Origin of the sequence: Sphingobium subterraneum, assembly GCF_014199435.1 — a bacterium.
Taxonomy (GTDB): domain Bacteria; phylum Pseudomonadota; class Alphaproteobacteria; order Sphingomonadales; family Sphingomonadaceae; genus Sphingobium; species Sphingobium subterraneum.
Genome location: NZ_JACIJP010000007.1, coordinates 40162 through 52632 on the forward strand (window position 1 = coordinate 40162; position 12471 = coordinate 52632).

Annotated in this window: 10 protein-coding genes and 1 pseudogene; 4 read left to right on the top strand and 7 right to left on the bottom strand. The window is 60.1% G+C overall.

Features of this window, described 5'->3' with window-relative positions:
• Positions 1 to 3: 3 nt before the first annotated feature.
• From FHS92_RS15990 to FHS92_RS16000, 3 genes are read right to left on the bottom strand one after another with little or no spacing between them, the layout of a single operon-like run.
• Complete coding sequence (locus FHS92_RS15990; RefSeq protein WP_184081748.1) at positions 4 to 3258, bottom strand: efflux RND transporter permease subunit; 3255 nt, start codon at positions 3256 to 3258, stop codon at positions 4 to 6.
• Between the two features lies 1 nt (position 3259).
• On the bottom strand, positions 3260 to 4438 hold the full coding sequence (locus FHS92_RS15995; RefSeq protein ID WP_184081749.1) for an efflux RND transporter periplasmic adaptor subunit: 1179 nt from the start codon (positions 4436 to 4438) through the stop codon (positions 3260 to 3262).
• Positions 4439 to 4449: 11 nt separating this feature from the next.
• A complete protein-coding gene (locus tag FHS92_RS16000; RefSeq protein ID WP_184081750.1) occupies positions 4450 to 5658 on the bottom strand; it encodes a TolC family protein in 1209 nt (402 codons plus the stop codon).
• Positions 5659 to 6312: 654 nt separating this feature from the next.
• On the opposite strand from FHS92_RS16000, the gene FHS92_RS16005 reads away from it, so the two are divergent.
• Positions 6313 to 6756, top strand: coding sequence for an SRPBCC domain-containing protein (locus FHS92_RS16005; RefSeq protein ID WP_184081751.1), 444 nt, complete (start codon positions 6313 to 6315; stop codon positions 6754 to 6756).
• Between the two features lie 6 nt (positions 6757 to 6762).
• Here FHS92_RS16005 and FHS92_RS16010 read toward each other — a convergent pair whose 3' ends face one another.
• On the bottom strand, positions 6763 to 7116 hold the full coding sequence (locus FHS92_RS16010; RefSeq protein WP_184081752.1) for a DUF3703 domain-containing protein: 354 nt from the start codon (positions 7114 to 7116) through the stop codon (positions 6763 to 6765).
• Positions 7113 to 7637, bottom strand: a complete 525-nt coding sequence (locus tag FHS92_RS16015; protein ID WP_184081783.1) for a cation efflux transmembrane domain-containing protein — start codon at positions 7635 to 7637, stop codon at positions 7113 to 7115. Before FHS92_RS16015 ends, FHS92_RS16010 begins: the two co-directional genes overlap by 4 nt.
• Positions 7638 to 7832: 195 nt before the next feature.
• Between FHS92_RS16015 and FHS92_RS16020 the strand changes: the two are divergent.
• From FHS92_RS16020 to FHS92_RS16030, 3 genes and pseudogenes are all read left to right on the top strand, one after another.
• A pseudogene (locus FHS92_RS16020) lies at positions 7833 to 8009 on the top strand (IS3 family transposase); the annotation flags it as partial.
• Positions 8010 to 8295: 286 nt separating this feature from the next.
• On the top strand, positions 8296 to 9105 hold the full coding sequence (locus tag FHS92_RS16025; protein WP_184081753.1) for a universal stress protein: 810 nt from the start codon (positions 8296 to 8298) through the stop codon (positions 9103 to 9105).
• Between the two features lie 333 nt (positions 9106 to 9438).
• A complete protein-coding gene (locus tag FHS92_RS16030; protein WP_184081754.1) occupies positions 9439 to 10182 on the top strand; it encodes a TorF family putative porin in 744 nt (247 codons plus the stop codon).
• 154 nt (positions 10183 to 10336) lie between these two features.
• Here the strand turns inward: FHS92_RS16030 and FHS92_RS16035 are convergent, their stop codons facing one another.
• Together FHS92_RS16035 and FHS92_RS16040 are read right to left on the bottom strand one after the other, a co-directional pair.
• Complete coding sequence (locus FHS92_RS16035) at positions 10337 to 11608, bottom strand: helix-turn-helix domain-containing protein (protein WP_184081755.1); 1272 nt, start codon at positions 11606 to 11608, stop codon at positions 10337 to 10339.
• A gap of 223 nt (positions 11609 to 11831) precedes the next feature.
• Positions 11832 to 12470, bottom strand: coding sequence for a cation efflux transmembrane domain-containing protein (locus FHS92_RS16040; RefSeq protein WP_184081756.1), 639 nt, complete (start codon positions 12468 to 12470; stop codon positions 11832 to 11834).
• Position 12471 lies beyond the last annotated feature (1 nt).

Sequence of the window (12471 nt, forward strand, 5' to 3'; positions counted from 1 at the left end):
TCCTTATTTGTCGACGATGGGCTCACCGAGCACCGAGACATCGCTGTAATCCCCAGGAACGTGCTTCTTGTGGCGACCACGCAGCAGCAGATGACTGATCGCAGGAAGCACGAAGAGCGTCAGCAGGGTCGAGGTAATCAGCCCGCCGATCACCACGATCGCCAGCGGCTTCTGCACCTCGGCACCGGTGCCCGTCGCAATCGCCATGGGCACGAAGCCGATGGCCGGGACGATTCCGGTCATCAACACCGCGCGAACGCGCTCCATCGTGCCTTCCGCGATCGCTTCATCGACCGGCTTGCCCGCATCCAATCGCGTGTTGATGCTGGTCATCACGACCAGGCCGTTGAGAACGGTGACGCCCGACAACACGATGAAACCGACCGCCGCCGACACCGAGAACGGCAAACCGGTCAGCAGCAGCGAGAATACACCGCCCGCCAGCGCCAGCGGAATTGCCGAATAGACCGCGATCGATTGGCGCACCCCGCCCAGAGCCAGGAACAGGATGCCAAAGATCGCGGCAAAGATGATCGGGATCACGAGTGAAAGCGTCTGCGATGCGGCTTGCAGGTTCTTGAACTGCCCGCCCCATTCGATGAAGCTTCCGGTTGGCAATTTGACTTGGGCGTTCACCTTCTCTTGGGCTTCGGCAACGAACGAGCCGAGATCGTTGCCACGGACATTGGCCTGAACGACGACACGTCGTTTGCCGTTTTCGCGGCTGACCTGATTCAACCCTTCGGAGAAGTTGAACCGGGCGACCTCGCGCAGCGGAACCGACACTCGATCCACGTCCTCGCCTGGCAGCATCACCGGCAACGCTCCGACGGCGTCGAGATCGTTGCGGGTGAGGTTGTCGAGCCGGACGACGATATCGTAGCGTCGGTCGCCCTCGAACACGATGCCCGCCTCGCGCCCGCCCATTGCGGCCGCCACGGTATCGCTCACGTCCTGAAGGCTCAGCCCGTAGCGCGCGATGGCGTCGCGGTCGAACTGGACGTCGAGAACGGGAAACCCCGCGGTCTGTTCGACCTTGACGTCTGCCGCGCCCTTGACGGTTTTCAGAACGCTCGCGATCTGCTGAGCCGACTTGCCCATCGCGTCGAGATCGTCTCCATAAACCTTGATGGCGATATCCCCGCGAACCCCGGCGATCAGCTCGTTGAAACGAAGCTGGATCGGCTGGCTGATCTCGACCTGATTTCCAACCAGCGGCTCGAGCTGCTTTTCGACGCGCGCGATGACATCGTCCTTGGTCTCGACACCGGCCGGCCAATCGTCCTTCGGTTTGAGGATGATGAAGGTGTCCGATGCGTTGGGCGGCATCGGGTCGCTGGCGACCTCTGCGGTGCCGGTCTTCGAATAGACGAACGCCACTTCGGGCAGCTTGGCGACACTTACCTCGACTTGCCGCTGCATTTCCGTCGATTTTGCCAACGATGTCGAAGGTATGCGCAAAGCCTGCATCGCAAGATTGCCCTCCCCTAGCACGGGAAGAAATTCGCTCCCGAGCATCAGGAAGACGAGCATCGCAGCACCGAACGTACCGGCACCCGCGCCGACCCACGGCCAGGGGCGATCGATCACGCGCTTCAGAATAGGCTCGTAGCGGTCCTTGACCCAGGCGACCGCCTTGACTTCCTTCTCCGCAACTTCGCCCCGGATCAGCAGTGCAACCATAGCTGGAACGAAGGTCAGCGACGCGACGAATGCCCCGGCCAACGCCAGCATGACCGTGATTGCCATTGGCGAGAAGGTCTTGCCCTCGACACCGGTGAAGGTCAGCAGTGGCACGAAGACGAGGAAGATGATTGCCTGGCCGTAAAGCGTCGGCTTGACCATCTCGCGCGATGCTTCGAACACCTCGTGCAGCCGTTCGTTGAGGTTGAGCACCCGGCCCAGCTGTTGCTGGCGGTGCGCCAGCCGTTGCAGACAGTTCTCGATGATGATGATCGAGCCATCGACGATCAGACCGAAGTCCAGCGCGCCAAGGCTCATCAGGTTGCCCGACGTGCCGGTGATGTTCATCCCCGTTCCCATCACGAGGAACGAGATCGGGATAACGAGCGTGGCGATGACCGCGGCGCGGAAATTGCCGAGCAGCCAGAACAGCACCGCAGCAACCAGCAGAGCGCCTTCGACGAGGTTCTTTTCGACTGTGCCGATCGTGGCATCGACCAGTTCGGACCGATCCAGTACTGTCTTGACGGTAACGCCCGGTGGTAGCGACTTGGCGACTGTGTCAAGTCGATCGGCAACCGATTTCGCGACGATACGGCTGTTGCCGCCCGCCAGCATAAGAGCCGTACCGACGACAACTTCCTTGCCGTTCTGCGTTGCCGCGCCTGTCCGCAGGTCGCCGCCGATGCGGACTGTCGCGACATCGCGGACCATGACCGGAACGCCCCCACGGGAATCGATCGATGCACGCGCAATCTCGTCGAGCGTGCGGATGCGGCCATCGGCGCGGACGAGGAACGCCTCGCCCCCGCGTTCGACAAAGTTCGCGCCGACCGAAATGTTGGACTTTTCGAGCGCGTCGGCAAGTTCGGTAAACGAGATGCCATAAGTCGACATCTTCGCGACGTCGGGTGTCACCACGAACTGCTTTTCATAGCCGCCGATGGAATCGATCCCCGCGACGCCCGAAACCGTCTTGAGTTGCGGACGGATCACCCAGTCCTGCACCGAACGAAGATAGCCTTCCTTGGCGACGGCATCGGTCAGCAACTCGCCCGCAGGCGTCAGATATGACCCATCAGGTTGCGGTCCGGGCTTGCCTGCGATCTTGGGATTGGCTTTGGTTCCTGATGGCGCGAAATCGACGACATACATCAGAACTTCGCCAAGCCCGGTCGAAACCGGCCCCATCGACGGCTCGACCCCGGCAGGCAGCGTCCCCTTGGCTTGATTAAGCCGTTCGGCGACCTGCTGGCGGGCAAAATAGAGGTCGGTGTGATCCTCGAAGACCACCGTGACCTGCGAAAACCCGTTGCGCGAGATCGAGCGCGAACTTTCCAGCCCCGGTATCCCTGCCATTGCGGTTTCGACCGGGAAGGTGACGAGCCGCTCCATGTCGAGCGGGCCGAGGTTCGGCGCGACCGTGTTGATCTGCACCTGCTTGTTGGTGATGTCCGGAACGGCATCGATCGGCAGCTTCAAGAGCTGGAAGACACCATAAGCGGAAACGATTAGCGTCAGGATGACCACGCCCCAGCGGAAGCGGATCGACGCATCGAGAAGTTTTTCAATCATCTCAGTGCTCCGCCTCGCCCTTGCCGAGTTCGGCTTTGAGCAGGAACGCGCCCTTGGTCGCGACGACCGCGCCCGGTTTCAGCCCGTCGATGATTTCGATCCGTCCCCCGCCGCGCTTGCCGGTGACCACATTTGTCGCCTGGAACCCCTTTGCGGTTCGCACGAACACGACATCGCGTCCCTCGAATGACTGCACGGCCTCCTCAGGTAGCGCGATGGCGCTGCCTGCTGCTGCCCCGCGCGGCGTAATCCGCACGCGCAATCCCTGACCCTGAGTCAGACCGCCAACGCCCTGCGGCTGGAGCACGACCGTCGCCGACTTGCTTTCGGGATCGAGGCTGGGCGTGGTCGAGCGGACTACGGCGCTCATGGTCTCGCCTCCAAGCAATTCGATTACCGCCGTATCGCCCGGCTGGATGCGCCGGGCATCGGCGGCCAGCACCGAGGCGTTGATCTGGATACGATTGGGGTCGGATACGCGGAACAGTTCGGCCCCGGCGAGCACATAGGCACCAAGCTTGGCATCGGACCTGGTGACGCGACCCGAAATCAGGCTGACCACGGCAAGCGTCCGTCCGTCGCCGCTCACTTTCGATGCCGCTGCGGCAGATTGGCTGCGCCGCGCTTCGGCTTCAGCTTCTGATAGCGCAGCCTGCGCGCCCTCGAGATCCTGTCGCGCAGTGACGCGCGCGTCGAACAGGCGCTTTTCACGCGCATAGGTCGAGCGCGCCAGGGCGAGTTTGGCCTGTGCCGTGCTGCGCTCCGACGCGATGCTTGCCGCGTCGCGGCTTTCCATCGTCGCAATCGACTGGCCAGCCTGGACATAATCACCAAGGCGGCGATTGATGGCGGTAATCGCTCCATCGGCGCGCGCTGTCAGCACCGCTTCGCCTTCGGGTGTCGCGGCAACGACGCCTTGTGCGAGGATTTCCGAGCCGAGGCCTCCGGACTGGAGTGTTTCAGTGACGATCCCCGCGCCTTGCGCACGGGCAGAATCCATTTCGACGAAGCCCTCCGGGCCGTGGTTTTCCTCTGCCTTCTCATCCGGCGCGGCGGCCTCGGTAGGTGCAGCATCGGGTGCGAGCAGCGTGCGGCCCAGCATGATACCGCCACCGGCGAGAACCAATGCGCCTGCCGCCACTGTGGCGATCAGGGCTTTTCTGTTTTCTGCAAATTCCATGGGATAATTCCTTACTGCGCGTTCGCGCGAGCCAGCGCGGCGAGCGCGCGGGCGCGATCCAGTTGCGCTTCGATGATGGCGAGACGAGTGCTGGTGAGCGCTTGCTGCGCGTCGATCAGTTCGAGCAGCGAGAACTTGCCCGCCCGGTAGCCGATGCCGGCCAGGCGTTCGGCCTCGGTCGCCTGGCGCAGGCCAGGGCCGGTGAGAGCCGCAAGCCGCTCGTTTGCCGCCGACAATAAGGTCTGCGCCTCCTGTCGGGTGAAGCTGGTGTCGAGGCGGGTCTGGGCAAACATTGCCTCTGCGGCATCGCTGTCCGCCCTTGCCGCCGCCACACCGCTGCGGCCGCGATTGTTGAATGGCAAGGGAACCGAAAGACCCATGACAACGGCCGTCGCTCCGCTCTCCCGGAAACTGCGAAAACCACCCGACGCTGTGACGTTTGGCACAGCCTCCGCCCGCGCCAGCGTGATGCGAGCCGAGGCGGCATCGCGCTCGGCCGCAGCCAGTCGTTCATCGAGACTCGCGGTTCCCGGGGGTAGAGGCACGGTCGGGACCGGGTCTCCACCGATCGCCGACAGGTCTGGGTCTTCACTGCCGATGAAGAGACCCAGCTTCCTTCTTGCAGTCAGCAACAGCCCGAAGGAGCGCAGACTCTCGGCCTCGGCCTCGGCCAGCAAAGCGTCGGCGCGCAACTTGCGCAGCGGCGGATCACGCCCGGCATCGACAAGGGCTCCGGCGATCCGCGCCAGTTCCTGCGCGCGGGTCAAATTGCCACGGGCGAGCACCGCCCGGTCGTCCGCCGCGCGCAATTCCGCATGAGCGACCGCAATATCATAGGAGAGATCGGCGGCCGCCCTGCTCAGCGACAGCCGGGCAAACTCGCGTTCGGCTCCCGCCACGGCCTTGCGCGCCCGCCGCTCGCCGCCCAGCTCGAACTCCTGACTGACCGCGACCGTGACTTCGCTCTGGCGAAACGAGCGATAAGGACCGGTGCCGCTGAAATTCTCGACTTCAACCCCGATCGTGGGGTTTGGCCGCAGCCCGGCCCGCACCGCACGCGCTTCGGCGGCCCTTAACTCCGCCTCGGCACGGGTTATGCGCGGGGAGACTTCACGGCCCTTGGCAAGCGCATCATCCAAGGTCACCGGCTCGGCCCATGCCGGGCCGGCCTGTATCACCAGCGCACCGGCCATCAGCAGGGCGCGCAATCGTATTGGCATGGGAAACTCCTGATCAATGCAAGATGGCGCGGGCAATGCGTGCCCGCGTCAGGCAAAGATCAGGCTGAAGGCGGTTGTGTGGGGGGGGCTGTAGACCAGGAGTTGAGGCTGGCTTGCCTGTCTGCCGGACGTGGCTGACCGGCCTTCAGGCACGGCTGCTGCGATATGTCTGCTGGCTCGGCCAAACTCGCAGTACAATGTCCATGCGCCATGTGCCCGACCGCACCAGTCTGTGACTTACCTGACTCATCGCTGTCCTGCGAGCTATCCTCGCTTGAGACTTGGCTTGAGACTTGCGCAAAGCCTGCGACTTCCACTACCGGATTGGCGAGCAATGGCGAGCCCGCGATGTCGCACGCGAGCACCGACAGCATCATTATCAGACAAGATACCCAGCGAGCCATGGCCGGGCCTATATCGGTCGCATTCTGGCGTTGCAACAGCTTTTCTGGCAACATGTTGCAAATAAGAAAATTTGCCATTCTTATGTGACAATATCACCTGTTGCGACTCCCTGTTACACTATTCTAATTTGTTCGCCAACTTGGTATTTTTCGACATAACAACTTTGCACTTCTATTTTTACTTGCGGACGATGTGTAAGTGCGCGCATCGAAAAAATTAATACGCAAAATGATGATCGCGAGGCTTTGAATGAGCGTTTTCAGAGAGACCTTAATTGCCGCGCCTCCCGAGCAGGTCTGGGCGGCGCTTGTTTCCTTTGACGACTATGCGAAGTGGCATCCCATGGCTCGGATCGAGGGCGAACCCGGAGTGGATGCACCGTTGCGCTACTCGATCAGGACTGACTACCGAAATCCGAAATTCATGACGGTCGATGCGCAGATTGTGACCTTCGAACCGCAGCGCGTTCTCGCCTTTCGCTATGGCCTCGGGATGCTGCTATCGATCCACGAGCAATTTTCAGTTGAAACGCATGGCAAGGCGGCGACGCGCCTCGTGCACCGGTATGACATAAGCGGCATGGCGGCATGGTTGGCAATGTCGCGTGCAAAAAGGAATCTGACGACCCTGACAGAAGCCGTGGGGTCGGCTCTGAAGCCCTATCTGGAACAAGCGGCACGACGGAAACGGTAGGGCGCGTCACCTGGCAACTTCATCGATGACATCGCGCAAGTCGTCAGGTATCGGCATTGGCGCAAAAGCGCTGACGTTTGAGCGGCCGGTATTTCCCTTCGGGATGCGCCCGGTAAGCGTACCAAGCGGTGCAAGAACTAAGCGTGCGAGCTGACCACTAATCTCCCGGGCGTCGTGAACTGCCACCGCGAATTTAAGCATTTCCCAGTGACTGTTCAGGTGCAGCCCAATATGGAGTTGCGAAATTATGTGGGCGCGTTCGAGCGCGCGCCATGCCTTCTCGATGCTCCCCTCGATCCGCGCGTTCCGGAAAGCGGCCATCTCGTTTGCAACAAGCAAAATTGTCTGATCCCGGGTCATTCTGCGACCAACCGCAACTCACCCAGCGCCTGCCGCAGCACCTGAGCGCTTCCGGTCAGCGCCAGTGCGGCCATAACGCTCGCAACGATCAGGTCAGGCCAAGCGTTACCGGTGCCGAATACGCCAACGGCCGCCAGCATAACCGCGACATTGCCAATCGCGTCATTACGCGAGCATATCCAGACCGAACGCATGTTCGCGTCGCCCGTCCGGTAGCGATAGAGCAACAACGCAACCCCGACATTGGCTGCAAGCGCCAGCGCGCCGACTGCGCCCATCGTCGTCGGGTCCGGCGCGGTGCCGTTCACAAACGCCAGTATTGCGCTGCCAAATACCCAGGCGGCAAAGCCGAGCATGAACAGCGATTTGAGCAACGCCGCCCGTGCGCGCCATGACAACGCTGCCCCGACGACCGCGAGGCTGACGGCATAATTGGCCGCGTCCGCCAGAAAATCGAGTGCGTCGGCTTGAAGCGCACGGCTATCCGCCGTCGCACCAGCGACCATCTCGACGAAGAACATGGCCGCATTGACGATCAGCGCCGCCCATAGCACCCGCCGCCAGCGCGTTCTCACTTCCGCAGGCGCTCGCGCAGCAATCGTCAGCCATGTCCGGTAGTCCCCTTCGCGGCCCGCCCGCTGGAAAGCCTGTGATTATACCAGCCGCCCAGAACCACGATCGCTATCGTCAAAAGCTGTGCGCCTAATGCCTTGGTCGAGGTGATCCACCGGCGCGGACCATGGCGCAGCTACGAAGCCGTCGAGTTCGCAACACTGGAATGGGTCGACTGGTTCAACAACCGGCGACTGCTGGAGCCTGTCGGCAACATCCCGCCCGCCGAAGCCGAACAACGATACTTCGCCATGCTGGACGACACACTCATGGCTGCGTAATTTAATCCAAATGGCCTCCGACAATCCCGGGGCGGTTCAGTCCCACCAATGTTTGCCGGTCCAGGTCGACAATTTCAAGGGGCCCAACGCCGCCTTCAATGGACAAACACACCATGAAACAATCCGGGGATGATGATGATGACCTCTCACAGTCGATGTGTCGTTAGATTGTTGAGCGTACGAAAGACAGATAAACGCATGCCGTTTACAGGATACTTCTCTGGTCATACGTCAGCCAAGTAAGGAGATTATCATATGACCACGGCCATCCAGGACATCCTGTTATATGGAAACCTATCCCAATCGCATGCCGCGATGGGCTCTCGACGAAGCGGTGCGGCTTGCCGACCAATTTGGAGCACGTCTTTCCGGAATCCTTTGCGAGACCCACATCCCGGCAGTCGGCAATTGGCTTTCGGATAAATTCGCACATACCAACGCGCTAGTCGCCACCGAAAATATCCGAAGCCTAGAGGCCGCTCAGGAACTTCTGGACGAATTCTCTTTGCTCGTCAGCGAAGATCGGCGTGGCGAGCAATTCCTTGTCGAATGCGGCCTGATCGGTAATCCCACCGAGCCAGCGCGCCTAGCTCGCACGCATGACCTCGCCGTGGTTCCGGTCGAAACAAATGTCGAATACCAGGTCGCCGCTGAGGGCCTGATATTCGATTCGGGTCGCCCTGTCCTGCTTCTCCCCCAGCCCGTGTCCAGCGGGCGCCGATTCGATAATGTCATCATCGGGTGGGACGGTGGTCGATCGGCCGCTAGGGCGCTGGCAGAGGCGCTGCCGATCTGCCGCACCGCCCGGTCCATTCGTGTGCTTGCGATAACGGGAGAGAAGGCGCTTGACGCGGCACTGATCCTCAAGGAGGTTCATCGTCACTTGGTTTGCCATGACTTAGCCAGTAGCATGGAGCAAGTGCCTGCTGATGGATGCGATGCAGGTACGGCCCTCTTGAAACGCGGCGTTGAGACCGGTGCAGACCTTCTGATCATGGGGGCATATGGTCACTCGAGAACACGGGAGTCCGTGCTCGGAGGCGCGACACGGTCTGTCATTCATGATCCTCGATTACCGGTCCTACTTTGCCACTAAGCGAAGCGGCAGCGGCACAAATCAAATTGCCCAGCAGATGGACAGGCGGCGCAATTCTCCAACCATCTAGGCCAACAACGGCTTTGATCGATTCAACCTAGCTGAGTTTTCCACCAGCCTCCGCACGCTCTGCAATGCCGAAACGCCGGCGCCTATGACTGTTGCTGCAATGCCACACCCCGGAAGAAATGTGCCGTGACTGGCGGCAGGATTTGTGCAGTGCACCATTCCAAGTTAAGGGGAAATGCCTTTCGATAATACGCCCCATTCCCATGAGGGCTAGCCGAGAGACCGCAGGATGAACGAATTTCGGATCAATAAGGAAATTCGCTCATGAAGAAGACTGTTCCAATCGTTGTGGCGGCCTTTGTGGTTGTCCTATCTTCGCCCGCGTGGGCTGACGAAACCGACCCCCCTGCCAGCGATGTTACGATTTCGGGCGGTGCGACGCTCGTCAGCGACTACCGATTCCGCGGCATTTCCCAGACGGATAAAAACTTCGCCGTCCAAGGAACCTTTACTGTCAGCCATTCCTCCGGATTCTACGCTTCCGTTTGGGGTTCTTCGGTCAGCGACTACATCGCCAGCAACAGCCAGGAAATCGATCTCGTTGGCGGCTACAAGCACTCCTTCGGCGCCACCACCGTCGATGTTGGCGCGACCTACTATTATTATCCCGGTTCGGCTTTGCCCTTTTCGGACTTCATCGAACCCTATGTCGCCGTTTCGCACACACTGGGCCCTGTCACCGGCAAAGTCAGCCTGCTCTACGCTCCCAAGCAACAGGCTCTTTCCGTCAACGGTGTCACGAAGGATGACAATCTCTATCTTGCGGCGGATCTTTCTGCAGGCATTCCTGACACGCCAATCAGCCTTTCGGCGCATGTCGGCCATAATTTCAGCCCAAGCTACATCACGTTCGGCAACAAATATACGGACTGGAGCATCGGCGCGACTTACACTTGGAAAAATCTGTCGCTCGGGGTTTCTTACGTCGATACCGACAAGGACATGATAGTGGGAACGCGCAATGAAACCAAGGCAGGTGTTGTCGGGACCTTGGGAGTCGCTTTCTAGTTCGGCGGTAAAATGAGTGAAGGGCCGCAAATGAAGGGCGGCCCTTCGCAGGTTCGAGCAGGCCCTCGGGACGAGCCGAATCGCGCAAGGCTTCGGTGTTGGTTCGGAACGCCTGCTGGAGAGACTGTTGCGGGAAAGGAGCACCTTTCGCCGCTCAGCCCTCGGTGTCGTTGCCGAGTTGTCGCCGAACGTCTCTGTCGCGAATCACCCCGCTTGGCATGCGCTTGTCGGGAAACATTTCTCGCGCACGAGCTACCACCACACTCGGATCGATACGCAAGCGCTCCGCATCCTCCAGGATCGTGCCATGCGTAAAGGCATCCTTTGACTTGCAGGACTGCCATTGCGCGCTTGGAATCAGAGCTTCGCGAGCATAAACATCGGCATCCTCATCGATTGCCGACATCGCGGGAGCTGCAATCTCATCGAAGATCCCATCATATTCGCCTGGCGCAATATGGAGAACGAGATGGCCAAGCTCGTACATGAGCGCAAGCCAGAACCATTCAAGTCGATAATCCCGCAAAGTCAACGCAACGATCATCTGGCCGGCCGGAGTACGAATGGCGCCTCCATCGATCTGCATGCCTGGCAAAGGCGACTCGATTATGAAATGGATGCCAATGTCATTCAGGTGGCTCTTGATGCGTCTGACGCCGCCCCGGATCGCGCTGAACCGAGCTATGGTACGCACCCATGCGGGATTGACCTTCACAGGGTCGAAGGCAGTTTCGAGCGGTCCTGCGTCGGCTAGGCTTATCACTCTGGCTTCCCATGCCGATATGGCTCCCTCATGTGGAACCCCCTTCGACCTGACGTGACGGTTACGTGATGCGGGATTTGATCCGTAGGCCTTGGCCAAGAATCGTTCGAGACGCCCCGGAGCTTCTTTGGCAGCGTCGATCGCGCCACCATCCCACGGCCCGATCCATCCCCGTGTGTACATCTCGCCTATTGGAAAACGGGCTGTCTTCGTCGCATCGACAGGACCCATCGTCCGATTTCCCATCAGGTTCCCTGCCTGATGTATCTTGACGCCCAACGCTTCTGCAATCGTGATAAGGCGCCATAAGCTGGTCGCCCGATAGCGATCCTCCTCATATTGCTGGATTTGCTGCATTTTGTACCCCAAGAATTTGGCTAAATCCATTTGGGTCATGCCGCGCGCGATTCGGGCCGCAATCAGGGTTTCGGGTAGATCTTCCAGACTTTCGGATGGCAGGAGAGTATCGTCGCTGATCTGCAAGCGGCCATGAAGTTCGATTTCCTTTTCAAGCTGGTCAATTTCGGCAATAAGCTTTACCCGAAACTCCTCATTGGATGGCGTCTCGCCCCTGCTGTAGGCGCCATTAAGTTGATCGAGTTTCCCCTTGAGCTCCTCGACCCGCCCGCGCGCCATCTTTACTTGCATGCTTGATTTCAACATGACTTAAGCATTCCGTTCAATTTCCCTCTTAACTCGGGAATAAAATGAACCTGGGTCTACCGTGGTTGGTATCATCTGATCTGGGCGCCGATTTCGGTTCAGGACCACTCGCCACCTCGGCAACGTTCCTCGTGCGGCGACGAATGGCAATGAAGCGATGGAATGCCATCATGATGAATGCCACGAGGGCGAGGAAGCTAACGGCCGAAGACATGCGTTACCCCTACAATGCCCCTTCCGCCCGCAGTTCGTTCAGTTCGATGGTCGCCTGCCGAACGATCTGCCAGCCTCCGCTGATCCCGAGCAATGCCATGACGAAAGCGACCAACTGGTCGGGGATGCCGCTGCTGCTCCACATCACGGCGAGTCCCGCGCCGATCACCAGAAGATTGTTGATTGCATCGTTGCGCGAACATATCCACACCGAGCGCATGTTAGAGTCACCGGTCCGGTAACGATAAAGCATTAGCGCGACCGATACATTCACTACCAGCGCCATGAAACCGACGACACCCATCGCCAGTGGATCGGGCGTCACGCCTTCGATCAAGCCCCAGACAGCCGACGCCAGAACAGCCAGCCCGAACAGCAGGATTGTAAGACCCTTCACAAGGGCCGCGCGAGCGCGCCATGCCAGCGCCATCCCTACGACGCCCAGACTGATCGCATAGTTTGCCGAGTCGCCCAGAAAGTCGAGAGCATCGGCCTGAAGCGAACGTGATCCCGTAACGATACTGGCAATGATCTCGACCGCGAACATTGTCGCATTGAGACCAAGTGCGATCCACAGCACCTTGCGCCAACGCGGATCGTTGAGTGTGTCCTTGGCGCCGCAAGCGCTGGCGCAACATTGATCAGCCATC

Coding starts and splice junctions, on each gene's coding strand:
- FHS92_RS15990 (WP_184081748.1), bottom strand. CDS start 3,258: ATGATTGAAAAACTTCTCGATGCGTCGATCCGCTTCCGCTGGGGCGTG.
- FHS92_RS15995 (WP_184081749.1), bottom strand. CDS start 4,438: ATGGAATTTGCAGAAAACAGAAAAGCCCTGATCGCCACAGTGGCGGCA.
- FHS92_RS16000 (WP_184081750.1), bottom strand. CDS start 5,658: ATGCCAATACGATTGCGCGCCCTGCTGATGGCCGGTGCGCTGGTGATA.
- FHS92_RS16005 (WP_184081751.1), top strand. CDS start 6,313: ATGAGCGTTTTCAGAGAGACCTTAATTGCCGCGCCTCCCGAGCAGGTC.
- FHS92_RS16010 (WP_184081752.1), bottom strand. CDS start 7,116: ATGACCCGGGATCAGACAATTTTGCTTGTTGCAAACGAGATGGCCGCT.
- FHS92_RS16015 (WP_184081783.1), bottom strand. CDS start 7,637: ATGTTCTTCGTCGAGATGGTCGCTGGTGCGACGGCGGATAGCCGTGCG.
- FHS92_RS16025 (WP_184081753.1), top strand. CDS start 8,296: ATGGAAACCTATCCCAATCGCATGCCGCGATGGGCTCTCGACGAAGCG.
- FHS92_RS16030 (WP_184081754.1), top strand. CDS start 9,439: ATGAAGAAGACTGTTCCAATCGTTGTGGCGGCCTTTGTGGTTGTCCTA.
- FHS92_RS16035 (WP_184081755.1), bottom strand. CDS start 11,608: ATGTTGAAATCAAGCATGCAAGTAAAGATGGCGCGCGGGCGGGTCGAG.
- FHS92_RS16040 (WP_184081756.1), bottom strand. CDS start 12,470: ATGGCTGATCAATGTTGCGCCAGCGCTTGCGGCGCCAAGGACACACTC.